The 21578-nt window shown below is 67.7% G+C and carries 24 protein-coding genes; 15 read left to right on the forward strand and 9 right to left on the reverse strand.

Annotated features, from left to right (window positions below; genetic code table 11):
* Nucleotides 1-44: 44 nt before the first annotated feature.
* Entirely contained in the window at nt 45-1814 is a 1770-nt protein-coding gene (locus ACW178_RS07090) for an FG-GAP repeat domain-containing protein (RefSeq protein ID WP_054765061.1), read from the reverse strand.
* A gap of 100 nt (nt 1815-1914) precedes the next feature.
* Here ACW178_RS07090 and ACW178_RS07095 point away from each other — a divergent pair, with 100 nt between their 5' ends.
* The 7 genes from ACW178_RS07095 to ACW178_RS07125 all read left to right on the forward strand — a co-directional run bounded on the left by ACW178_RS07095 (nt 1915) and on the right by ACW178_RS07125 (nt 7538).
* Nucleotides 1915-3711, forward strand: a complete 1797-nt coding sequence (locus ACW178_RS07095; protein WP_287105193.1) for a M3 family oligoendopeptidase — start codon at nt 1915-1917, stop codon at nt 3709-3711.
* A 68-nt stretch (nt 3712-3779) separates the two neighbouring features.
* Entirely contained in the window at nt 3780-4052 is a 273-nt protein-coding gene (locus tag ACW178_RS07100; RefSeq protein ID WP_182714700.1) for an aa3-type cytochrome c oxidase subunit IV, read from the forward strand.
* An 83-nt stretch (nt 4053-4135) separates the two neighbouring features.
* Complete coding sequence (locus ACW178_RS07105) at nt 4136-5269, forward strand: Re/Si-specific NAD(P)(+) transhydrogenase subunit alpha (protein WP_191558603.1); 1134 nt, start codon at nt 4136-4138, stop codon at nt 5267-5269.
* Nucleotides 5266-5505 (forward strand): hypothetical protein, encoded by a 240-nt coding sequence (locus tag ACW178_RS07110; protein ID WP_191555357.1) that lies wholly within the window; start codon nt 5266-5268, stop codon nt 5503-5505. The genes ACW178_RS07105 and ACW178_RS07110 overlap by 4 nt, the downstream gene beginning before the upstream one ends.
* Nucleotides 5505-5840, forward strand: coding sequence for an NAD(P) transhydrogenase subunit alpha part 2 (locus tag ACW178_RS07115; RefSeq protein ID WP_444573200.1), 336 nt, complete (start codon nt 5505-5507; stop codon nt 5838-5840). The genes ACW178_RS07110 and ACW178_RS07115 overlap by 1 nt, the downstream gene beginning before the upstream one ends.
* A complete protein-coding gene (locus ACW178_RS07120; RefSeq protein ID WP_054765066.1) occupies nt 5837-6103 on the forward strand; it encodes a hypothetical protein in 267 nt (88 codons plus the stop codon). The genes ACW178_RS07115 and ACW178_RS07120 overlap by 4 nt, the downstream gene beginning before the upstream one ends.
* A gap of 13 nt (nt 6104-6116) precedes the next feature.
* A complete protein-coding gene (locus ACW178_RS07125; protein ID WP_228186299.1) occupies nt 6117-7538 on the forward strand; it encodes an NAD(P)(+) transhydrogenase (Re/Si-specific) subunit beta in 1422 nt (473 codons plus the stop codon).
* A gap of 147 nt (nt 7539-7685) precedes the next feature.
* Here the strand turns inward: ACW178_RS07125 and ACW178_RS07130 are convergent, their stop codons facing one another.
* Together ACW178_RS07130 and ACW178_RS07135 are read right to left on the reverse strand one after the other, a co-directional pair.
* Nucleotides 7686-7967 carry a DUF2442 domain-containing protein gene (locus ACW178_RS07130; protein ID WP_228186297.1) on the reverse strand — a complete coding sequence of 94 codons (282 nt, stop codon included), beginning with the start codon at nt 7965-7967 and terminating at the stop codon, nt 7686-7688.
* Nucleotides 7968-8057: 90 nt separating this feature from the next.
* A complete protein-coding gene (locus tag ACW178_RS07135) occupies nt 8058-8225 on the reverse strand; it encodes a DUF4160 domain-containing protein (RefSeq protein ID WP_348683486.1) in 168 nt (55 codons plus the stop codon).
* Between the two features lie 82 nt (nt 8226-8307).
* Here ACW178_RS07135 and ACW178_RS07140 point away from each other — a divergent pair, with 82 nt between their 5' ends.
* Entirely contained in the window at nt 8308-9417 is a 1110-nt protein-coding gene (locus ACW178_RS07140) for an acyltransferase family protein (protein ID WP_054765068.1), read from the forward strand.
* A 16-nt stretch (nt 9418-9433) separates the two neighbouring features.
* Here the strand turns inward: ACW178_RS07140 and ACW178_RS07145 are convergent, their stop codons facing one another.
* Nucleotides 9434-9673 carry a hypothetical protein gene (locus ACW178_RS07145; RefSeq protein ID WP_054765069.1) on the reverse strand — a complete coding sequence of 80 codons (240 nt, stop codon included), beginning with the start codon at nt 9671-9673 and terminating at the stop codon, nt 9434-9436.
* Nucleotides 9674-9765: 92 nt separating this feature from the next.
* Here ACW178_RS07145 and ACW178_RS07150 point away from each other — a divergent pair, with 92 nt between their 5' ends.
* From ACW178_RS07150 to ACW178_RS07165, 4 genes are all read left to right on the forward strand, one after another.
* Nucleotides 9766-10755 carry a helix-turn-helix transcriptional regulator gene (locus ACW178_RS07150; RefSeq protein WP_227976075.1) on the forward strand — a complete coding sequence of 330 codons (990 nt, stop codon included), beginning with the start codon at nt 9766-9768 and terminating at the stop codon, nt 10753-10755.
* Nucleotides 10756-10813: 58 nt separating this feature from the next.
* On the forward strand, nt 10814-12232 hold the full coding sequence (locus ACW178_RS07155) for a hypothetical protein (protein WP_287106043.1): 1419 nt from the start codon (nt 10814-10816) through the stop codon (nt 12230-12232).
* Between the two features lie 49 nt (nt 12233-12281).
* Nucleotides 12282-13673 carry a hypothetical protein gene (locus ACW178_RS07160; RefSeq protein WP_287106041.1) on the forward strand — a complete coding sequence of 464 codons (1392 nt, stop codon included), beginning with the start codon at nt 12282-12284 and terminating at the stop codon, nt 13671-13673.
* 71 nt (nt 13674-13744) lie between these two features.
* Nucleotides 13745-14575 carry a universal stress protein gene (locus ACW178_RS07165; protein ID WP_287106039.1) on the forward strand — a complete coding sequence of 277 codons (831 nt, stop codon included), beginning with the start codon at nt 13745-13747 and terminating at the stop codon, nt 14573-14575.
* A 4-nt stretch (nt 14576-14579) separates the two neighbouring features.
* Here the strand turns inward: ACW178_RS07165 and ACW178_RS07170 are convergent, their stop codons facing one another.
* From ACW178_RS07170 to ACW178_RS07180, 3 genes are read right to left on the reverse strand one after another with little or no spacing between them, the layout of a single operon-like run.
* Complete coding sequence (locus ACW178_RS07170) at nt 14580-14852, reverse strand: type II toxin-antitoxin system RelE/ParE family toxin (RefSeq protein ID WP_224761317.1); 273 nt, start codon at nt 14850-14852, stop codon at nt 14580-14582.
* Nucleotides 14849-15172, reverse strand: coding sequence for a hypothetical protein (locus tag ACW178_RS07175; protein WP_054765074.1), 324 nt, complete (start codon nt 15170-15172; stop codon nt 14849-14851). Before ACW178_RS07175 ends, ACW178_RS07170 begins: the two co-directional genes overlap by 4 nt.
* 36 nt (nt 15173-15208) lie before the next feature.
* Entirely contained in the window at nt 15209-16639 is a 1431-nt protein-coding gene (locus ACW178_RS07180) for a helix-turn-helix domain-containing protein (RefSeq protein WP_054765075.1), read from the reverse strand.
* Nucleotides 16640-16796: 157 nt separating this feature from the next.
* Between ACW178_RS07180 and aceA the strand changes: the two genes are divergently transcribed.
* Both aceA and ACW178_RS07190 read left to right on the forward strand, forming a co-directional pair.
* Nucleotides 16797-18077 (forward strand): isocitrate lyase, encoded by a 1281-nt coding sequence (gene aceA, locus ACW178_RS07185; protein WP_054765076.1) that lies wholly within the window; start codon nt 16797-16799, stop codon nt 18075-18077.
* A 14-nt stretch (nt 18078-18091) separates the two neighbouring features.
* A complete protein-coding gene (locus ACW178_RS07190) occupies nt 18092-18301 on the forward strand; it encodes a hypothetical protein (protein ID WP_191558597.1) in 210 nt (69 codons plus the stop codon).
* A 92-nt stretch (nt 18302-18393) separates the two neighbouring features.
* On the opposite strand, the gene ACW178_RS07195 is transcribed toward ACW178_RS07190, so the two are convergent.
* The gene (locus ACW178_RS07195) at nt 18394-19503 is read right to left on the reverse strand and encodes a hypothetical protein (RefSeq protein ID WP_191558596.1); all 1110 of its coding nucleotides are present in this window, start codon (nt 19501-19503) and stop codon (nt 18394-18396) included.
* 88 nt (nt 19504-19591) lie between these two features.
* Nucleotides 19592-20527, reverse strand: a complete 936-nt coding sequence (locus tag ACW178_RS07200; protein ID WP_054765079.1) for a ribose-phosphate pyrophosphokinase — start codon at nt 20525-20527, stop codon at nt 19592-19594.
* Nucleotides 20528-20718: 191 nt separating this feature from the next.
* On the opposite strand from ACW178_RS07200, the gene ACW178_RS07205 reads away from it, so the two are divergent.
* Nucleotides 20719-21573, forward strand: a complete 855-nt coding sequence (locus ACW178_RS07205) for an outer membrane protein assembly factor BamD (protein WP_287106032.1) — start codon at nt 20719-20721, stop codon at nt 21571-21573.
* Nucleotides 21574-21578: the final 5 nt, after the last annotated feature.

The raw sequence follows: 21578 nt of genomic DNA on the forward strand, positions 1-21578 counted from the left end.
GCGACGAGGTGAAAAACGGGTGAGGGGGCGTGGTGACCGGGGGGTTAACGGGTGTTTGGCTCTTCGCATCGGATCTGCGGCTGGGCTTTCAGCGTCCGACCGCCCACGACCAGGTTGGGCAGGCTGGCGGGGGCGACCGTCACAGCCTCGGCGAAGGCGTTCAGCAGATCCTTCGGCGCCGCCGTCCCGCATACGGCGCTGTAGGACCCGGTTTGCGACCATTGTCCCCCGGCGTCCTGGGCGAAGGCCATGATGCTCCCCGGCGCCGCCAGCAGAACCTCGACCCGGCCGTCGCCGTCCAGGTCCAGGGTGCGCAGACGGCAGGGAGCCTCATTGTTGCAGGCGTACATGAGACTGTCTTGCCGGCTCAGTTGTGCGGTGAAGCTGGACGGCGTCGTCTGGCCGGCGACAGGTTGGATGCGGACGGCCGCCGCCCGTTCATTCCGGTCCTGGATGGAATAGGCCTCGCGATTTACGCGCACCCTGGCCTCGCGCGCCAATTCGGCGGTCTTCGCATCCGACGACCGCATAAGCCGGTCCAGAGCCGCCAGACCGGCCTTGCCGCTGTCAAAGCGCAGGAAGTCGAAGTCGAAATCCTGAGGTTTCACCGCCCCGCGCTCCAGCCGCGCCACCTGGTCCGCGACCGACAGGCGCGCGGGGTCCAGCAGGGGGCTGAACAGGGCCAGGACGGCGGCGACGGCCAGAACGCCTGCGGCGACATTGGTCGTCTCCAGCGGGCGCATCCAGCCGCCGGGCCGCACGGCCGCGATCAGATAACCGACCGCATAGACGGCGCCGACGACCGCGCAGGCCAGGGCGATGATCCGATCCGGCGTCAGGCCGTGCTGGCCGATCCGCAGCGCCAGACCCCAGAAGGCCAAGCCAATCAGGGGCGCGACCAGAACCCCGGCGATCCGGGTGGCGATCCGCAGGGCCGCCGGCGGCAGATTGTCGGGCCGTCCGTCCTGATAGGCGGTGTTGATCAGGATGATGAGGGCGGCGGCCGCGGCCAGCACCAGGGCCGTGGCGCTGCCCGTGTCCCACAGGCGCTCCAGGCCGGTGAAGGGCAGGGCGGCCAGAAAGCCCGCCGTCAGCAGGGCGATGACGGGCAGCAGCCAGGACAGCAGCATCAGGGCCACGGTCCGCACGCCCCGGATCAGGCCGTCGCGCACATCGGTCAGCTGGACCGCCAGGGCGAAGGCCAGGCAGGTGACGGGTATGGCGAACCAGGCCTCGCCGATCAGGGAGCTGAGGGCCTTGACGCCGATGACGTGGAACAGGGCAGCGCCCAGTTGCAGCAGGAGCCAGAAGGCCAGGGTGAAGCCCAGGGACAGCGCCAGCTGCACGCCCGCCTTCCAGGCCACGTCGAAATAGGCGTGATAATCGGCCCGCCAGCGCCGTTCGCGGATCGCCGGCAGGATCAGGTGGTGGGCCACGAAGAGGGCGGCGGCGCTGAAGGCCAGGACGGGAACCTCAAGATAGGGGGCCTGGTCGTTTTCGGGGATCACCCGCCGCGCCACGTCGTGCCAGCCCATCAGGAACAGGGCCGTCGCCGCTGCGGCCGCCCACAGAGCCAGCGGCAGGGGCTTCAGCCGTCCAACCGCCGCCAGAAGCACGGCGGGCGCATAGCCGAAGGCCAGGGCCAGCCCGCCGAACACCTCGGGCCGGGTGTCGGGCCACATCCCGACCTCGGCCGCCCGGTACAGCAGATACAGGGCGCCGCCCTGGATCAGACCGGTCGCCAGGCGCGCGGCGAACAGCCGACCTTGCCCGTCCAGCCCCTTGCGCCCGCCGTCCTGCATCCACTCGTTCATGACGCTCGCCCCCGTGTTGCGGCCCAGTATGAGGCAGCTGGATACGGCAAGATAGCGGCGCGCGGTTGCGGCACGGCCGAACCTTCCCCAAAACAGGGGTATGAACGCCCCCTTCAAGACCCCCGACATCGACGCCCCCCTGTGGGACCTGTCCGACCTCTACGCCTCGCGGGACGACGCCCGGCTCGCCGACGACCTGACGCGGGCGCGCGCCCTGGTGGACGAGATGAACGGCCTGCGCGGGCGGCTGGCGGGGGCGTCGGGCGATCCGGCCGCCCTGGGGGCGGTGCTGGATCAGGCCATCAGCCTCTATGAGCAGGCCTCCGACATCCTGGGCGCGCTCGGCGCCTACGCCTTCCTGTCGGCCTCGACGGCGCGGGACGATGCGGGGGCGCAAGGGTTCGAGGCGGATGTGCGCGAAAAGATCACCGCCATCGCCACCCCGACCGTCTGGCTGACGCTGGAGATCAACCAGATCGACGACGCCGCCCTGGAGGCCGCGCTTCAGGCCCACGCGGGGGCCGCGCGCTGGCGGCCGTGGCTGCGGCGGGTGCGGGCCATGAAGCCGCATGAACTGTCCAGCGAGCTGGAGACCTTCATCGCCGAACGCGGCCCGATCACGGCCCAGTGGCCGCGCCTGTTCGACGAACAGCTGGCGGCGCTGCGCGCCAAGGCAGGGAATGAGAGCCTGACCCTGGCCGAGGCGCTGAACCGCCTGTCCGATCCCAAGCCCGCGCGGCGCAAGGCCGCCGCCGAGGGCCTGTCGGAGGCTTTAGCCGCCCGCGCCCCGACCCTGGCCCTGGTGCTGAACACCGTCGCCGCCGACAAGGCGATGGAGGATCGCTGGCGCGGCTTCAAACGCCCCGCCGACAGCCGACACCTGGCCAATGAGGTCGATGGCGAGGCGGTGGACGCCATGGCCGAGGCCGTCGCCGAAGCCTATCCGCGCCTGTCGCACCGCTATTATGCGCTGAAGGCCAAGGCCATGGGCAAGACCCGGCTGGATCACTGGGACCGCAACGCCCCGATCGAGACCACCGCCCCGCGCGCCTTCACCTGGGGTCAGGGCCGCGAGATCGTGCTGGACAGCTTCTCGGACCTGGGGGCCGAGTTCGCCGAACGGGCCGCCGGCTTCTTCGACCGGCCCTGGATCGACGGCCGCGCCCGGCCGGGCAAACAATCGGGCGCCTATGCCCATCCGGTCACCGCCGACCGCCACCCCTATGTCTTTCTGAATTGGATGGGCGAGCGCCGCGACGTCCTGACCCTGGCCCACGAACTGGGCCACGGCGTGCACCAGACCCTGGCGGCGGATCAGGGCACGCTTCTGGCCGACACTCCGCTGACCCTGGCCGAGACCGCCTCCATCTTCGCCGAGGGCCTGACCTTCGACCGTCTGCTGGCGACGGCGCCCAAGCGCGAGCAGCGTGGTCTGCTGGCCGGGAGGATCGAGGACGGGCTGAACACCGTGGTGCGACAGATCGCCTTCCACCGGTTCGAGACCCGTTTCCACGACGAGCGGCAGAAGGGCGAGGTCTCGCAGCAGCGGATCAATGAACTGTGGCTGACCGAGATGGGCGCGTCCCTGGGGCCGGCCGTCACCTTGAACCCCGGCTATGAGCACTGGTGGGCCTACGTCAGCCACTTCGTCCACTCGCCCTTCTACGTCTACGCCTACGCCTTCGGCGACCTGCTGGTGGCGGCCCTGATGGAGGCGCGACGGGCCGATCCCAAGGGGTTCACGCCCCTGTACCGCGACCTGCTGGCCGGGGGCGGGGCCAAGACCTATGTCGAGGCCCTGAAGCCCTTCGGCCTCAATCCGCGCGATCCGGCCTTCTGGAGCGTGGGCTGCAAGCGTCTGGAGCGGCTGGTGGATCAGTTCGAGGCGCTGGGGTGAGGGTGTGTGCTTGAGCGGCGTCGAACCCGCGCTATAGTCGCGCCAACGACAAGACCGAGGGAGCTCTCATGGCCAAGGCCAAAAACCCCGCCACCGCCCAGGCCGACGCCGATGCGAGCGCCTATGTCCGAGGCGGGATGCAGATCAATGAACAGGTCTCGACCTTCCACCTGTTCATGGGCCTGACCAAATGGGGCGCCCTGGCCGTGGCCTGCGTGCTCGTGTTCCTGACCCTGTGGTTCCATCCGGGCGGAACCTTCGTCGCGGGCTTCATAGGGGCTGCGGCCCTGGCCGTCGTCGGCTTTTGGGCTCTCAAGCCCAAGGGCGGCGCAGGCCACTGATCCGTTCGCCCGACACGGGTCTTTGACGGCGTCGGTGGAACCGGCCTAGGCTCGTCTCCCAGCTTCAATGAGAGGGGATTCGCTTGGCCGTCGTTATCGCCGCCACCCGTGAACGTCGCGAAGGCGAGACGCGCTGCGCCGTCACGCCTGAAACGGTCAAGAAGCTGATCGCGCTCGGCGCCGCCGTCTCGGTCGAGGCCGGGACCGGCCTGGGCTCGTCCATTCCCGACGCCGACTACGCCGCCGCCGGCGCCACGGTGAAGCCTGACACCCGCGCCGTGCTGGACGGCGCCGACGTCGTGCTGAAGGTGCGCGGCCCCACGGCCCAGGAAATCAGCGCGCTCAAGCCCGGTGCGATCGTGATCGCCATGCTGGACGCCTGGCGCGACAAGGCCACGGTCGAGGCCCTGAAGGGGGCGAACGCCACCGCCTTCGCCATGGAGTTCGTGCCCCGCATCACCCGCGCCCAGGTGATGGACGTCCTGTCGTCCCAGGCCAATCTGGCCGGCTACCGGGCGGTGATCGAGGCGGCCTACGCCTATGGCAAGGGCTTCCCGATGATGATGACGGCGGCCGGCACGGTCGCCGCCGCCAAATGTTTCGTCATGGGCGTGGGCGTCGCCGGGCTTCAGGCCATCGCCACGGCGCGGCGTCTGGGCGCCGTCGTCACCGCCACCGACGTCCGCCCCGCCACCAAGGAACAGGTCGAAAGCCTGGGCGCCAAATTCCTGGCCGTCGAGGACGAGGAGTTCAGGAACGCCCAGACCGCCGGCGGCTACGCCAAGGAGATGTCGGCGGAGTACCAGGCCAAACAGGCCGAACTGACCGCATCTCACATCGTCAAACAGGATGTGGTGATCACCACCGCCCTGATCCCCGGCCGCCCGGCGCCGCGCCTGCTGACGGCGGCCCACGTCGCCTCGATGAAGCCAGGCTCGGTCATCGTCGATCTGGCGGTCGAGGCGGGCGGCAACGTCGAGGGCTCGAAGCTGAACGAGGTCGTGACCACCGCGAACGGCGTGACCATCGTCGGCTGGTCCAACCTGCCCGGCCGCATCGCCGCCGACGCCAGCGCCCTGTACGCCCGCAATCTGACGGCCTTTGTGGGGCTGATGGTCAAGGACGGGGGGCTGGCGGTCGATCTTGAGGACGAGATTCTGAAGGCGGCCGTTGTGACGCACGGCGGGGCCGTAGTGCATGAGGGGGTGAGGGGATGATTACCGTCAAAGCCAGAAACGTTTTGAGGAAGTTCGCCCTCCTCGTACTGCTGGCAGGACCGGTGTTTCACTCGGGCTTGGTCCTGAGCCTCGGCGTATCGCGTGGATTTTCGCAGGGGACCTTGATCCTGGGCGTGCTGAACGAAGTTCCCGCGATCCTCGTCAATATGGCGATAGCAGGCGTTCTTCTCGTTGCGCTCAGCATTGACGAACGCATTGAAAATAGAGGCGCTTGATGGAACACGTCGATCCCACCGTCTTCCGCCTGGCCATCTTCGTCCTGGCCATCTTCGTCGGCTATTACGTGGTCTGGAGCGTCACCCCGGCCCTGCACACGCCTCTGATGGCCGTGACCAATGCGGTGTCCAGCGTCATCATCGTCGGCGGCCTGATCGCCGCAGCGGCCGTGTCGGGCGACGCTGCCGGACCCAGCGCCTGGATCGCCAAGGGCGCGGGCGTGGCGGCCGTGACCCTGGCCAGCGTCAACATCTTCGGCGGCTTCATGGTCACCCGACGGATGCTGGCCATGTACAAGAAGAAGGAGCGGCCGGCTCCCAAGGGCGCGGCATGATCGACCCCGCCCAGATCGCCATAACCGGCTCCTGGATCGCCACCGGCGTCGGTTTCGGCCTGTGGCTGTACGGCTGGTTCGGGACCAAGGTTCCGATCAAGCGCCAGCGGCTGCACGACTGCGGCATCGCCCTGGTGTTTTCGGCCATTCTGGTCCGGGTCGTGACCCAGGACCGGCAGCTGGGCGTTTTCGAATGGGCCCTGTTCTTCATCGGCCCCCTGTTCATCGCCGCCGCCCTGTGGCGGCTGGCGCGCACGTCTTGAGGGGAGGGGCGTGATGAACGCATCCTTGGCCGCGCTGGCCTATCTGGTTTCCGGCGTCCTGTTCATCCTGTCTCTGCGCGGCCTGTCCAGCCCCGAGACCAGCCGCCAGGGCAATACCTTCGGCATGATCGGCATGGCGCTGGCCATCGGCGTGACCCTGCTGACGCTCGCCGCCACGCGGGCCCTGGACCCCCTGACCCTGGGGCTGATCGCGGGCGGGGTCGTGGTCGGCGGCGGGATCGGCGCCCTGATCGCCCGGCGCGTGGCCATGACCGACATGCCCCAGCTGGTCGCGGCCTTCCACAGCCTGGTCGGCATGGCCGCCTGTCTGGTCGCCATCGGCGCCATCTATGCGCCCGAGGCCTTCGGCATTCTGGCCGAGGACGGGACGGGCATCAAAACCCTGTCGATCGTCGAGCTCAGCCTGGGCGTCGCCATTGGGGCCATCACCTTCACCGGCTCGGTCATCGCCTTCGCCAAGCTGAACGGCAATATGTCGGGCGCGCCCATCCTCCTGCCGGCGCGGCACCTGATCAATGTCGGCCTGGGCCTGGCCCTGGTCTTTCTGATCGGGATTCTGATCGGCACGGGCGGCTCGGCCGTCTGGGCCTTCTGGGGCGTCTTCATCCTCAGCCTGGTGCTGGGCGCGACCCTGATCATCCCCATCGGCGGCGCCGACATGCCGGTGGTGGTGTCGATGCTGAACTCCTATTCCGGCTGGGCGGCGGCGGCCCTGGGCTTCACGCTTGAGAACATCGCCCTGATCATCACCGGCGCCCTGGTCGGCAGTTCCGGCGCCATCCTGAGCTACATCATGTGCAAGGGCATGAACCGCAGCTTCGTCAGCGTCATCCTGGGCGGCTTCGGCGGGGATGCGGCGGCGGCCGGCGCGGGCGGGGCCAGGGAGACGCGGCCGGTCAAACAGGGCTCGGCCGAGGACGCCGCCTTCATCATGAAGAACGCCTCGAAGGTCATCATCGTCCCCGGCTACGGCATGGCCGTGGCCCAGGCCCAGCATGCCCTGCGCGAAATGGCCGACAAGCTGAAGGAAGAAGGGGTCGAGGTGAAATACGCCATCCACCCCGTCGCCGGTCGCATGCCAGGCCATATGAACGTCCTGCTGGCCGAGGCCAACGTCCCCTATGACGAGGTGTTCGAGCTGGAGGACATCAACGCCGAGTTCGCCACCGCCGACGTCGCCTTCGTCATCGGCGCCAATGACGTCACCAACCCCGCCGCCAAGACCGACCCCCAGTCGCCGATCTTCGGCATGCCGATCCTGGACGTGGAGAAGGCCGGTACGGTGCTGTTCATCAAGCGCGGCATGGGCTCGGGCTATGCGGGCGTCGAGAACGAGCTCTTCTTCCGCGACAACACCATGATGCTGTTCGCGGATGCGAAGAAGATGGTCGAGGGGATCGTGAAGGGGCTGTGAAGCCCCACGTTCGTCATCCTAGGGCTTGTCCCTAGGATCCAGACTCCCGGTGTTACGGGGTGCGACGGCTTTCGATACCGGGAGTCTGGATCCTGGGCACAAGGCCCAGGATGACGGGGTGGGAAAAGTGCGCGCCGACTTGAAGTGTCAGGCCGCCTCGCTCACCGGCCGCAGCGTCCCCGCCTCCCGCATCAGCCTGTGCGCATTGATCGGATCGATGTCGCAGCCGTTGGGCCAGGTCGGGACGCCCATCTCGACAAAGACGCGGGCGAAGAAGGCGGCGTCTTTCAAGGGCTCGGTCATCGGGCCCAGCGCCGTGAACTCGCTTAGATCGGTGACGCCCTGGGTGTCGTCATCGAACACGATCTCCAGTCGGTGGTCGGCCAACGCCCGAACGCGGCGGGCCCGGACCATCTTGATCTCAGTCATCCGACAGACCCTCGATCCTGAACGTCGGTTGTCCCGACACCGCTAAATCCCAATTTCGCATCAGATCGACGCGGTTCTTCACCAACCACTCTACCACATAACGGGTTCGCGTCGCGGCAGGCGACCCGCGATGGTCTTGCCGGCTCGAATATCGAACAAGGCTTCGTCATCTCCATAGGCGGCATGGAGATGTGGCGGCGCGTGGTCGAAGAAGTTGATGCGGATCACGATGCCGAAGAAGATCGAGATGATGGGCATGATGACGGCCTAGCCGGCCTCGCGCTTGTGCGGATCGCTGAAACCTCTATCGCGCAACCTTGACCGGCGCTATCACGCGGCCGTGAACGTCCTGTCCAAACCCGCCCCCGCCGCCCATCGCCGGTTCGAAGCCCTCGATTCCCTGCGCGGGGTGTGCGCCGTCCTGGTGGTGATGTTCCACATGCCCGTGGCCAGCCATTGGCGGACCTGGGACTTCATCCAGCACGCCTATCTGTTCGTCGATTATTTCTTCGTCCTGTCGGGCTTCGTCATCGCCCACGCCTATGCCGAGCGGCTGAAGACGGCGCAGGACGCGGGCCGGTTCATGGTGCGGCGGTTCGGGCGGATCTGGCCGATGCATGTGCTGATGCTGGCCGCCTTCATCGGGCTGGAGGTGGCGCGGCTGGTCTTCCACTTCGATGGGGCCGAGCCCTTCACACGCGATCGGTCGGTGGGGGCGATCTTCACCAATCTGGCCCTGGTTCAGGCCTGGCATGTCCATCCCTATCTGACCTGGAACGGGCCGTCGTGGACGCTCAGCGCCGAATGGGCCTGCTATCTGATCTTCGCCGGCCTGGTGCTGGTCGCGCCCCGGCGGTTCCGCTGGATCGGGCTGGTTCTGGCGATTATCGGCGGGGTTCTGGTGGTCAGCTACGCCCGGCGCTGGATGAACACCACCTATGACTTCGCCGTGCCTCGCGCGGTTTACGGCTTCTTCCTGGGCTGTCTGCTGCAGGGCCTATGGACGAACATCCCCCGCTTGAAGGGGCTGGCCGCCACGGGGCTGGAGATCGCCGCCGTCGCCGTCGTCTGTCTGTTCGTCGCCTGGGCCGAAGGACCGGTGACGGTCGCCGTCACCCTGGTCTTCGTCGTCCTGGTCTGGGTCTTTGCGGGCGAGGAGGGGCGGGTGTCGCGCCTGCTGGATCATCCCGCCCTGGTCACGCTGGGTCGATGGTCCTTCTCCATCTACATGGTCCATATGTTCATCCTGACCGTGATGCTGATCATCGCGCGCAAGCTGGACTGGATGCCCGGCGGGCGGCGTGTCGATTTCGGCTCGGTCTGGCTGAACGACCTGTTCGCGCTCGGCCTGTTCGGCCTCATCGTCGGGGTCGCGGTGGTGGCGCACAATCACGTCGAACGCCCGGCCCAGCGGCTGATTGATCGCTGGACCAAGCCGAAAGCCGCCTGATGAAGCCGGCCTGAGATCAGGCCGCCATCCGCCATTCCGGGGCGTCCCATTCCGACCGGGCCTCGTCCCACAGCATGTCCTCGTCCGAATAGCGGCTGCTGGCGGCGGCGGAGATGACGTCCACCACCTGCTCCTCCAGCCGATCCCAGATGACGGCCAGGTCCGACGATCCGTCGGCCTCGCACGGCACGATGATGTAGCGGTTGGCGTTGACGGCCTTGTGGGCCAGGGGGGCGGTCGGTTGGAACTGAGCCATCTGATGATCTCCTGAAGCGGTCGGCCTCTTGTCGATGATTGTGTTATGGCGCACTGATGCGTCAGAAACGGACGTATCTTTCAGGAGCGACGGTGAGACACGACAAGGCGGCCATGGTGATCGACCTGGCGCGGCGCCTGGCCGCCAGCGCCGAGGGCCTGAGCCTGGACGAGATGGCGCGCGACATGGGCGTCAGCCGCCGCACGGCCGAGCGGATGCGCGACGCCGTCTTCATGCTGTTCCCGACGGTGGAGGAGGTGTCGGACCCGCCGTCGAAACGCTGGCGCATTCGCGGCGGCCTGTCGGCCTTCGAACAGGCGCCGACCGCGACCGAGATGCTGGAGCTGACCAAGGCGGCGACGGCCTTGCGCGCGGCAGGCGAACCGGCGCGGGCGGCGGCGCTGGAGGCGCTCGAACGGAAACTCAAAGCGGCGATGCGCTCCACCACCTTGAACCGGATGGCGCCGGACCTGGAGGCCCTGGTCCGGGCCGAGACCATCGCCGTCCAGGCCGGGCCGCGTCCCTCGGCTGACGAGGCCATGCTGACCGCCATTCGCGGGGCCATATTGGCCCAACAGCCGCTGGGCTTTACCTATTCCCGGCCGGGCGCCGAGCCGCGCCGCCGCAGCGTCGCCCCCTGCGGCGTCATGTTCGGCCGCGCCAACTATCTGGTCGCCGCCGACCGCGAGACCGGCCGCATCCAGACCTTCCGTCTGGACCGGATGAGCCATGTCGCCGCTCAGGACGGGGTGGCGATCCCGCCGCCCGACTTCGACCTGAACGTCTTCGCCAGCCAGTCCTTCGGCATCTATCAGGACGAGATCGAGGACGTGGTCCTGCGCATCGCCCCGCAAGGCGCGGCCGAGGCCAAGAGCTGGCGCTGGCACCCGACCCAGACCTTCGAGGACCAGGCGGACGGCGGCGTGATCGTGCGGTTCCGGGCGTCCGGCATGCGCGAACTGGCCTGGCACCTGTTCACCTGGGGCGAACAGGCGGTGATTCTGGCGCCCGAACGGCTGAAGGCGGTCATGGCTGGGGAACTGGCGGCGGCCGGACGCGCTCTGGACGCGGCCCGCGGATGAACGAAGCTTAACGTGAATACGGGACCGAAACCCTGTTGGCTTGGGTTCGGAGGATCGTATGAACCGTTTTGCCGTCCTGCTCGTCGTCCTGTTGGTCTTGGCCTCCCTGGGTGGAGGGCCGGCAAGCGCTCGTAGCGCCGACAGTCGCCCCGCGGCGTCCCTGACAAAGGACGGCGACCGTTGGACTCTGGAGTTCACATTCGATGCCGACGCGCCCGCCTGGGGGTTTGTCCATTCCGCTCAGATGCGTGACGGTCAACCACAGTGGCGCCAGCAGCAGTGGCGAGTTGACACGCCGGGGGTCTATCTTGATCGCCTCGGCTTCCGCGACGTTCTGCGTTCACGAGATGGAGGGCCTGTGCCGCGCACGGTCCGCCTCACTGTCACGCCGGGTCATGCCCGGGTGGCGGCTTCCTATGATCCGGCGCTGGTGTTTTCGGACGGGTCAATCGCGCTTTTCAGCGGCCAGTTCGACGTCTTTCCGGTGTCGGTCATCGATGAGGTGAAGGACATGCCAGAGGATCTGAATGGGACCGAACTCGGCGCTGAGCCCACCCGCGTGACCTGGCGCGACACCGAAGGACCGATCTTGTTCAAGGGCGAACGGCGTGAAGCGGTCACCGAGCAAGACGCGCAGACCTATGTGCTTTTCGGTCGCTCGTCGGCTGTTGAGCATGAAGCCATGGCCACGGTCATAGATCCCGAGACGCCGCAGTGGATACAGTATGAGATTGGAAGCTACGCCCCAACCGTGACCGCGTATTACGCAGCCGAATTCGGTGCGACGCCGTCGGTGCGGCCGACCGTTATGGCGGCTTGGAAGGGCCCGACGCCCGGCATGTCCAGTATGGGCGGCAGTGTCCTCCCCGGACTCATCGTCGCGTCGTTCGAAGGTGCGGACGTGGTCGATCCAACAGATGATCTCAGGACTATGATCCGGTGGTTTATCGGCCATGAGGCCGCGCATTTCTGGCTAGGCCATACCGTCAGGTACGAGTATGCGCGCGATATGTGGATCACCGAGGGCGGCGCCGACTTGATGGCGATCCGGGCGTTGAGTGCAGCAAACTCTGATTATGATGGCCTAGCGGCGCTTCAACAGGAAGTCGATGACTGCGTGGAATTGACAAAGGATAGGGGCGTCGTCACGGCTTCAGAACGAAACGAACATCGTGCGTATTATGCCTGCGGAGCGGTGATCAGTCTGGCGGCGGAGGCTTCGCAACGCCGTTTGAACGGCGGTGACGCTTTCGACTTCTTGAGACCTCTGATCGTGGACAACTCGGACGCCGTGCTGACTCGCGACGAGTGGTTGAGCCAGCTTGATCGGACCAGTGGAGACGCGCGGCTCAGACAGGCCGTCCAACAGCTATTGGACCATGGTTCGGAAGACCCGGCGGCGACCGTTGCGGACCTCTTCACGCTTTCTGGGGTGGGCCATCATCGAATGGAAGGGCGGGTTATCCTGGATGAATAGCAATTCCCTCGGGGGCTGGGTTGTTGCCGGCCTGATTGGCTCTTCATTCATGGCTGGCTGCGCCACGGCGCCGGTCGCTCCACGTCCAGCCGTCGCCGTACAGGGGCCGGTGGCCGTCACCGTCCAGCGTGACGGCGACCGCTGGACCGCCGACTATGTGCTGGACCGCGACGCCCCGGTCTGGGCCTTCTTCCGCTCGGCCCTGCTGCGCGAGAGCCGCCGGCCCTGGCGGCCGGACTGGTGGCGGGTGGAGACGCCGGGCGTCGTGCTGGAGCGGGTGGGGGACTATGACGTGCTGCGCTCGACCGACGGCGGTCCTGTGCCGCGCGACGTCCGCATCGTCATGACCCCGCGACCCGGCGATCTTGAGGCCGAATATGATCCGGCTCTCGTCTTTTCGGACGGCACGGTGGCGCTGTTTTCCGGCCAGTTCGACGTCATTCCGCTGGAGTCCGTCGCCGCCGCCCGCGCCCTGCCGCGCGATCTGAACGGCGTCGAGGTGCCGGGCGGCCCGGCGGCCGTGACCTGGCGCGACCGGTCGGGGCCGATCCTGTTCAAGGGCGAGCGCCAGGCCGAGGCCACGGCGGTGGACGCCCAGACCTATGTCCTGTTCGGCGACGCCACGACGCGCCGGGGCGACGGGATCACCACCGTCATCGACCCTGGTCTGCCGCGCTGGCTGGGCGACCAACTGGCCGGTTTCACGCCCCAGGTCATGGCCTATTACGCCCGCCGTCTGGGCCCAGCCCAGGGCGAGCCCCCGACCCTGATGGTCAGCTGGACCGGCCCGACCAAATCCCTGTCCAGCATGGGCGGCAGCGTCCTGCCGGGTCTGATCTCGATGAATTTTGAAGGCGAGGGGGTGCTGGACCCCGACGCCCAGGCCCTGGCCCGCGCCCGCTGGTTCATCGGCCATGAGGCGGCGCATTTCTGGCTGGGCTCGCAGGGGCTCAGGTATCAGTACGCCCGCGAAGCCTGGATCACCGAGGGCGGCGCCGACCTGATGGCCGTGCGCGCCCTGAAGGCCATCGACCCCGTCTATGACGATCGGGCCGAGCTTCAGCGCGAGGTGGACGACTGCGTTCGGCTGGCGGCGAGCAGGCCTCTGTCCTCGGCCGGCGATCGGGGCGACAACCGCGCCTATTACGCCTGTGGCGCGGTCTTCGGCCTGGTCATCGAAGGGGCCGAGCGGCGCGCGGGCGGGGGGGACTTCTTCGACGTGGTCGCGGACTTCCAGCGGCGGGACAATGACGACGGAATCCTCAGCCGTGACGAATGGCTGGGCGCCCTGACGCGCCTGTCGCGCGACCCCACCCTGGCCAATGACATCTCGACCCTGCTGGACCAGGGCGTCGCCGATCCGTCCGCCGTTATCGCCCGCCTGTTCCAGCGCACCGGCGTCGCCTTCCGCCTGGAGAACGGCCGGGTGACCCTGATCTGAGGGTTTGACGCGGATCAAGGCGGGACGGGCCCGGCGGGCGCATCCAGGCTCCAGAAACGAGGAGCATCGCCATGACCTATTCGAGCCTGATGGTCTATGTGGACGACGAGGCCGACAATGTCGCGCGGATCGGCTTCGGCCGCGACCTGGCCGCCATCTATGACGCGACCCTGATCGGCATATCCGTCAGCGAGCCGGAGCCGCCCCTGGTGGACGCCTATGTCGCCGGCGGCATGGCGGGCGAGATCCTGACCCTGCGGCGCGATCAGGCGGATGGGGAGTTGGCTGCCGCCAAGGCCCGCTTCTTGGACGCGATGAAGGACACCGGCATCGCCCATGAATGGCGGGCCGAGACCGGCTATCCCGCCGCCTGCGTTTCGCACCAGGCGCGTGCGGCGGACCTGATCCTGGTGGGACGCGACGCCGGCCGTCTGCCCTATCGCGCGCCGGACGCGGGCGACCTGATCATGAATGTCGGCCGCCCCGTTCTGGTCGCTCCGCCGCGCGCCCAGGCCGCTCCGGTCGACGGCGTCGCCCTGGTGGCCTGGAAGGAGGGGCGCGAGGCCCAGCGCGCCGTCGCCGCCGCCCTGCCGCTGCTGAAACAGGCGCGCGAGGTCCAGGTGGTCGAAATCTGCGCCTCGGCCGACGCCGCGGCTGCCGCCGCCCGCGTCGCCGACGTCGCCGCCTGGCTGCGTCGACACGGGGTGGTCGCCGAAAGCGAGGCGCGGGTCCGCGACGAACGTCCCGCCGGCGACCGTATCCTGGCCCTGGTCGAACAGATGGGCGCCAATCTGATCGTCGCCGGCGCCTGGGGTCATTCGCGGATGCGCGAATGGGTCCTGGGCGGCGTCACCCAGGCCCTGTTGAACCGCAGCCAGTCCTGGCTGCTGTTCAGCCACTGAGGCCTCAGCGGTCCTCGCGGGCGTGGAAGATGCGGGCGACGACGACGGCGTCCGCATCGACGCGGTACTGGACCACATAGCCGCTGTCGCCGAAGGGGATGTAGAGCTCGCGGCGATCTCCCCTTTCCCGTCCCATGAACGGCGTGCGGGCCAACAGAGACACGAACCGGGTGATGACCCGCAACGCGCGCAAGGCGGCGCGTGGATTACGCTCGGCCAAAAAGGCGGCGAGCCGTCGCCTGTCGCGAACCGCCTGTTGCGAGAAGCGGAGCTTCACCGCCGGGCGTCGAGGCGTGCTTTCAGGTCCGTCTCGAACGCCGTGGACCATTCCTCGAATGTCTCGTAGACGCCCGTGCGATCATACTCGGCGAGCGCCTCGGCCGCTGTGGGACCGTCTGGAGGCGAGGCGTAAAGTTCGGTCTGCCCTGTTTCGAAAGCCGCCTGGTCTTCTCGGACGCCAAACGACTGTTCAGTGAACGCCCTGTCCAGAACCGCGCCGGCATAGGCTTCCGGCGTCAGGCCCGCTGCGCGCGCAGCGGCCTTGAGCCGCTCAAGCGCCTCTTCGGTCAGGGGAAGGGTCAGGACGTGATCGGCCATAACCGCATCATCTCACAACTATGAGTGGTTGTGAACTCAAATCGCTGCGAACGGATAGGGGCTGACCGACTTGGCCCAGTCGTCCACGGCCAGGGGCCGGTCGATGGGCGCGGCGGCGCGTTCGGCGCAGGGATGGCGGTGGCAAAGGCGGCAGGCGGGGCCGATTGGCGTCACCTCGGGCCGGTCCAGATCCAGGCCGTGGGCATAGGCGAGCCGGTGCGCATGGCGCAGTTCGCAGCCCAGGCCGACGGCCAGGTCGTGGGTCTCGCCGTATCCGTCCTGGCCCTGGCGTTCGACGGTGCGGGCGAAGGTGAACCAGCGACCGCCGTCTGGCGTCTCGATGATCTGGGTGATGATCCGGCCCGGCGTGCGAAAGGCGCTGTGCAGGCGCCAACGCGGACAGGCGCCGCCGAAGCGCGAGAAGGGAAAGGCGCCCGCCGCATAGCGTTTCGAGATATTGCCCGCCTGATCCACCCGCATCAGGAAGAAGGGCACGCCCCGCGCCGTCGGCCGCGACAGGGTCGTCAGCCGGTGCGCCGCCTGTTCATAGCTGACCCCGAACCGCGCCTGAAGCCGCGCCAGGTCATAGCCGGTCTCTTCGGCCGTGCGCTGAAAGGCGGCGTAGGGCATCAGGATCGCGGCGGCCAGGGTGTTGGTCAGGGCCACCTTCAGCAGGGAGCGCGTCGGTCCGTCCGGGGCGTTCGCCGCCTGGACCATGTCGTGAAGCGCCTGTCCGTGCTCGGCCAGGGCCAGCTGATAGGCGATGGCGAAGGCGCGAGACGACGGGCCCAGGGTCTCGGACAGCAGCAGACGGCGGCGGTGCAGATCATAGCGCCGGGTCCATTCCACCATGACCTCGGCCGGCAGGGTGCGGACCCCCAGGTCGTGTTTGGCCGCCAGCCGCTGGCGGGCGGCGGGTTCGAAACCGTCGGCATGGGCCGGCGCCTCGGCCGCCAGGACCTCGGCCAGGGCCTCGCCCATCTGGTCCAGTTCGGGAAAGTGGTTGCCGCGCGACTGGATATATTCGCGCACCCATTCGGCGGGACTGGCCTCGACCAGGCCTTCGCCGGTCTCGGCGGCGGCGCGGGCCTTGGCGCGGCCATCGTCAAAGGCCCGATACAGGCGCAGCAGGGCGTCGGCCACGCCCGGCGCCTCTTCCAGCACCTGCACCAGTTCGTGACGGGGCAGGGCCAAGCCCTTGAACAGAGGATCGGCCAGAACCTCGCCCAGCCGCGCCTCATCGACGGCCCCGCCCTGGTTCAGACTGCGCAGATCGACGTCATAGGTTTCGGCCAGACGCAGCAGCAACTGGGCCGACACCGGTCGCTGATTGCGCTCTATGTGATTGAGATAGCTCGGAGAAACGCCCAGGTCGGCCGCCATGGCCGTCTGGGTCAGGGAAAGGTCGCGCCTCAGCCGCTTCAGCCGGGCCCCCAGAAACAGCTTGCGATCGGCGGCGGTGTCCATGGCTGAAGAATGTCATATTATGACTGCCGATGCAAAGTCACGATGTGACAAACTGACTTCATTGATCGGCGCGATCCTGTGTCATTCGTGACTTCTACGTGTTCTTGTCCCTGAGACGGCGGCTGCGGCCGCGCCCTTTCAGAAGACGAGTTCGACCATGACCACCTTCGCCGACCTGGTTCCTTCGCCCGCCGGCCGTTTCGACGGCATCGAGCGCCCCTATACGCCCGAAGACGTCCTGCGCCTGCGCGGCTCGGTGCCGATCACCCACACCCTGGCCGAGCGGGGCGCCAATCGCCTGTGGCAGCTGCTGCACGACGAGCCCTTCATCAACGCCCTGGGCGCCGTCACCGGCAACCAGGCCATGCAGATGGTCCGCGCCGGGCTGAAGGCCATCTATCTGTCGGGCTGGCAGGTCGCGGCCGACGCCAATACGGCCGGCGCCATGTATCCCGACCAGTCCCTGTACCCGGCCAACGCCGCGCCGGAACTGTGCCGCCGCATCAACCGCACCCTTCAGCGCGCCGACCAGATCGAGCATGCCGAGGGCGGCGCCAAACGCGACTGGTTCGTCCCCATCGTCGCCGACGCCGAGGCCGGCTTCGGCGGGCCGCTGAACAGCTTCGAGATCATGAAGGCCTTCATCGAGGCGGGCGCCGCCGGCGTCCACTTCGAGGACCAGCTGGCCTCGGAGAAGAAGTGCGGCCACCTGGGCGGCAAGGTGCTGATCCCGACCCAGGCGCATGAACGCAACCTGGTCGCCGCGCGTCTGGCCGCCGACGTCATGGGCACGCCGACCATCACGGTCGCCCGCACCGACGCCGAAAGCGCCCAGCTGATCACCTCGGACATCGACGAGCGCGACCAGCCCTTCATCGACCGCGACAACCGCACGCCGGAGGGCTTCTTCCGCCTGAAGGAAGGCACGGGTCTGGACCACTGCATCGCGCGCGGCCTGTCCTACGCCAACATCGCCGACCTTCTGTGGTGGGAGACCTCGCATCCGGATCTGGACGACGCCAAGAAGTTCGCGGAAGCCGTCCAGAAGAAATATCCGGGCAAGCTGATGGCCTACAACTGCTCGCCCTCCTTCAACTGGAAGGCCAAGTTGGACGACGCCACCATCGCCAAGTTCCAGCGCGAGCTGGGCGCCATGGGCTACAAGTTCCAGTTCGTGACCCTGGCCGGCTTCCACGCCCTGAACAACTCGATGTTCGAGCTGGCGGACGGCTATCGCGACAACGGCATGGCGGCCTATTCCGAGCTGCAACAGCGCGAGTTCGCCAATGAGGCGCGCGGCTACACCGCCACCCGCCACCAGCGCGAAGTCGGCACCGGCTATTTCGACCAGGTCGCCACGGTCATTTCCAATGGCACGTCCTCGACCACGGCGCTGAAGGACTCGACCGAGACCGCCCAGTTCACCCACGCGGCTTAAGAAAGGGAACCGCCATGGAACCTCTGACCCAAACCGAAGCCATCATCGACTTTTGCCTGGCGCCCCTGGCGCTCGACGTCGGGACCGAGGCCGAACGCGAGGTGCGCCGCCGCCTGACTCACGTCCTGCGGACCTATCAGGCCAAGGTCGCCAGGCCGATCGCCGTGGACTTCTCGTCTATGCCGTCCCAGGTGATCAACGAGGCCGCCCACGGCTACGAATAGGCCGCGCGCTGCCTGCAAAAGAGAAGAGGTCCGCCCCGATCGCTCGGGGCGGGCCTTTTTTATCGCGTCGAACCGGCTGGGGCTGCGGGGGCTCAGCGGGCGCCCGACGGCGGGGGCGCGGACGCCTGGGCCGAGGCGGCGGCCGGCGTCGGGGTCAGGGTGACGGACACCGGCGTCTGGGCCGGGGGCGGGGGCGTGCCGGTCTCTTCCGGGGCGCCGACGGTGATGGTGGTGTTCAGCACCGCCTGGGTGGTGCAGGTGGCCAGGTCGCGGGTGATGTGGCGGCCCAGGCAGAACATGTCCTCATAGCTGGGGCGCGAGGCCGCCAGGCATTGGAACAGCATCAGCTTGGACATGTTCAGGCAGAATTCGTTGTTCGGCTCCACCACAAGGGCGTCGGTGTTGGCCCGCGCCTCTTCGCCGGCGGCGCCCAGGGCGGCCAGGGCGGCGATGGCCAGGGACCGCACGACCGGCGGCGTATAGGGCGGCGCCTTCCGCGACGCCTCGACCCCTTCCAGCCCCGCGCCGGAATTGGCGGCGGCGAACAGTTTGGCCGATTCATCCGCCGAGGGCAGCATGGCCGCCGCCGACAGGGTCTTGGCGGTCTCCAGCCGAACCTCGCGGTTGGGGATATGGGTGACGGCCCAGCGGCGGCGCGGGTCGTTGCGCTCCTGGATCGTATAGGCGTCGGCCTCGACGGCCTCGGCGATGCCGCGAATGACGACCGCGTCCTTGGCGATGGTCGCCGAGATCAGGCCGGCGGCCGCATCGGCGCCGGGCAGGGTGGCGGCATAGGCCGGATCGGCGACGATGCGGGCGACCATCTCCTGGCGCTGGACCGGATCGACGGCGAACTGACGCACCCCGGCGACGAACTCGGGCGACTGAAGCGCGATGATCGAACCATAGGCGATCAGGCCGCGCGACAGCTGGGCGGGCTCAAAGGCGACGCCCTTGCGGATGGCGGCCTGAACCGCCTCGGCGTCGGTGAAGCCGCCCGGCTGGATGGTTTCGGCCTCGCGCAGGAAGGCCACATAGATGGAGGCGGCCTGGGCCACGCCCTCGTTCAGCGAGACGGGCGGGGGCGGCGGAGGCGGGGGCGGCGCGGCCGGTTCGGCCTCTTTCGTCGAGCAGCTGGCCAGGATGGCGGCGGCGGCGATGGCGGCGATCGAAAGGCCGCGGGTCATGAAGGCCTTGGGCATAGGGCGCGTCCACAGAACTGAAAGGAGGCCCCGGCGGGGGCGCGTACTGGAAGGCGCTTATAACGTGTCGAAAGTGGTTTGCCGAAGATTAATCGAACAGCTTCGACACGGATTCCTCGTTGGCGATCCGACGGATAGCTTCACCGATCAGCGGAGCCACGGAAACCCTGCGAATTTTCGCGCAGTTCAAAACTTCGTGGGGCTGTTCGATGGAGTCGGTGATCACCAGTTCCTTCAGCGGCCCGTCGGTGATCCGCTGCACGGCCGGACCGGACAGGACCCCGTGGCTGATATAGGCCGAGACCTCGGTCGCCCCCTGGTCGATCAGGGCCTTGGCGGCGTTGACCAGGGTGCCGCCCGAATCGACGATGTCGTCGAACAGGATGCAGCGGCGGCCTTCGACGTCGCCGATGATGTTCATCACCTCGCTCTCGCCCGCCTTGGGCCGGCGTTTGTCGACGATGGCCAGGTCGGCGTTCAGTCGGCTGGCCAGGGCGCGGGCCCGCACCACCCCGCCCACGTCGGGCGAAACGATCATCAGGTCGTCGCCCCGGGCGTAGTTTTCCTTCACGTCCTGGGCCAGGACCGGAATGGCGACCAGATTGTCGGTCGGAATGTCGAAGAAGCCCTGAATCTGGCCGGCGTGCAGATCCATGGTCAGCACCCGGTCGGCGCCGGCGCGGGTGATCAGATTGGCCACCAGCTTGGCCGAGATGGGCGTGCGGCCGCCGGTCTTCCGGTCCTGACGCGCATAGCCGAAATAGGGCATGACGGCCGTGATCCGCTTGGCGGAGGCCCGCACCAGGGCGTCCGTGATGATCAGCAGCTCCATCAGATTGTCGTTGGCCGGATAGCTGGTCGACTGAAGGATGAAGACGTCCTCGCCCCGGACGTTCTCTTCGATGACGGCGAAGACCTCATTGTCCGCAAACCGCTTGACCTGGGCCTTCGTCAGGGGCGCGTCCAGATGGTCGGCGATGGCCTGAGACAGGCCTCGGTTGGAGTTGCCTGAGAGCAGCTTCATCGGCTGGTCATCCTTTCGCCGTCATCCGCCCCCCATGAACGGGTGTCGGTTGGCGCGCTCTTTACCAGCGGAGCCGGTCAGGGCAAGTCGTGCACGGAGATTTCCTCGGCATGGCGCGCCCCGGTCGCGGGTGCTAGAGATCGCCGCGTTGGTTTTTGGAAGCTGGGCTTGGGGCCCCGCTTTCGCTCGTCATGGGGTCGTCCTTGTCCGTTTCCAAGTTCCGTTCCGGCCTGGTGCTGATGGCCGCAGCGGCCGCCGCTCTGACGATTTCCGGCTGCGCCGGGAACAAGCGGCCCAGGCTCGCCTATGAAGAACGCCCGGTCGAGGCGCTGTACAACACCGGCTATCAGCGGCTGGAACAGCGCCGTTGGGCCGACGCCGTCGACTATTTCCAGGAGGTGGAACGCCAGCACCCCTATTCGGACTGGGCGCGCCGCTCGATCCTGATGCAGATCTACGCCTATTATCAGAACAACAACTATACGGACGCCATCGCTGCGGCTGACCGCTATATCCAGCTGTTCCCCGGCAATCCGTCGGCCGCCTATGCCTTCTATATGAAGGCCGTCTGCAACTTCGAACAGATCACCGACGTGGGCCGCGACCAGGGCTACGCCACCGCCGCCCTGGCCGGGCTGAAGGACGTGGCCCGCCGCTATCCGGGCACCCCCTACGCCACCGACGCCGCCGTCAAGATCGACATGGTCAACGACCAGCTGGCCGGCAAGGAAATGAACATCGGCCGCTACTATCAGCGCGCCAACCAGCCCCTGGCGGCCCTGAACCGCTACAAGGCCGTCATCGCCAATCCCGAGTTCCAGCGCACCTCCCACACGCCCGAGGCCCTGTACCGTCTGGTCGAGGTCAATCTGCAGCTGGGGCTGAAGGAAGAGGCGACCCGCAACGGCGCCGTCCTGGGCTACAACTTCCCCGGCAGCCCCTGGTACGCCGAGGCCTACGCCCTGCTGACCGAAAACGGCCAGACCCCGGACAAGGCGCCCGAAGCCAAGCGCGAGAGCTGGCTGCAACGGATCATCCCGGGCTGATCGTC

This window comes from Brevundimonas sp. AVps4 (assembly GCF_058681525.1).

Excerpts from the sequence above, each read along its gene's own strand:
- ACW178_RS07115 (WP_444573200.1), top strand. The coding sequence starts at position 5,505 with ATGGAACACGTCGATCCCACCGTCTTCCGCCTGGCCATCTTCGTCCTG.
- ACW178_RS07190 (WP_191558597.1), top strand. The coding sequence starts at position 18,092 with ATGGAACCTCTGACCCAAACCGAAGCCATCATCGACTTTTGCCTGGCG.
- ACW178_RS07125 (WP_228186299.1), top strand. The coding sequence starts at position 6,117 with ATGAACGCATCCTTGGCCGCGCTGGCCTATCTGGTTTCCGGCGTCCTG.
- ACW178_RS07175 (WP_054765074.1), bottom strand. The coding sequence starts at position 15,172 with ATGGCCGATCACGTCCTGACCCTTCCCCTGACCGAAGAGGCGCTTGAG.
- ACW178_RS07100 (WP_182714700.1), top strand. The coding sequence starts at position 3,780 with ATGGCCAAGGCCAAAAACCCCGCCACCGCCCAGGCCGACGCCGATGCG.
- ACW178_RS07155 (WP_287106043.1), top strand. The coding sequence starts at position 10,814 with ATGAACCGTTTTGCCGTCCTGCTCGTCGTCCTGTTGGTCTTGGCCTCC.
- ACW178_RS07200 (WP_054765079.1), bottom strand. The coding sequence starts at position 20,527 with ATGAAGCTGCTCTCAGGCAACTCCAACCGAGGCCTGTCTCAGGCCATC.
- ACW178_RS07160 (WP_287106041.1), top strand. The coding sequence starts at position 12,282 with ATGGCTGGCTGCGCCACGGCGCCGGTCGCTCCACGTCCAGCCGTCGCC.
- ACW178_RS07095 (WP_287105193.1), top strand. The coding sequence starts at position 1,915 with ATGAACGCCCCCTTCAAGACCCCCGACATCGACGCCCCCCTGTGGGAC.
- aceA (WP_054765076.1), top strand. The coding sequence starts at position 16,797 with ATGACCACCTTCGCCGACCTGGTTCCTTCGCCCGCCGGCCGTTTCGAC.
- ACW178_RS07130 (WP_228186297.1), bottom strand. The coding sequence starts at position 7,967 with ATGACTGAGATCAAGATGGTCCGGGCCCGCCGCGTTCGGGCGTTGGCC.
- ACW178_RS07090 (WP_054765061.1), bottom strand. The coding sequence starts at position 1,814 with ATGAACGAGTGGATGCAGGACGGCGGGCGCAAGGGGCTGGACGGGCAA.
- ACW178_RS07110 (WP_191555357.1), top strand. The coding sequence starts at position 5,266 with ATGATTACCGTCAAAGCCAGAAACGTTTTGAGGAAGTTCGCCCTCCTC.
- ACW178_RS07145 (WP_054765069.1), bottom strand. The coding sequence starts at position 9,673 with ATGGCTCAGTTCCAACCGACCGCCCCCCTGGCCCACAAGGCCGTCAAC.
- ACW178_RS07165 (WP_287106039.1), top strand. The coding sequence starts at position 13,745 with ATGACCTATTCGAGCCTGATGGTCTATGTGGACGACGAGGCCGACAAT.
- ACW178_RS07135 (WP_348683486.1), bottom strand. The coding sequence starts at position 8,225 with ATGCCCATCATCTCGATCTTCTTCGGCATCGTGATCCGCATCAACTTC.
- ACW178_RS07195 (WP_191558596.1), bottom strand. The coding sequence starts at position 19,503 with ATGCCCAAGGCCTTCATGACCCGCGGCCTTTCGATCGCCGCCATCGCC.
- ACW178_RS07180 (WP_054765075.1), bottom strand. The coding sequence starts at position 16,639 with ATGGACACCGCCGCCGATCGCAAGCTGTTTCTGGGGGCCCGGCTGAAG.
- ACW178_RS07205 (WP_287106032.1), top strand. The coding sequence starts at position 20,719 with ATGGGGTCGTCCTTGTCCGTTTCCAAGTTCCGTTCCGGCCTGGTGCTG.
- ACW178_RS07120 (WP_054765066.1), top strand. The coding sequence starts at position 5,837 with ATGATCGACCCCGCCCAGATCGCCATAACCGGCTCCTGGATCGCCACC.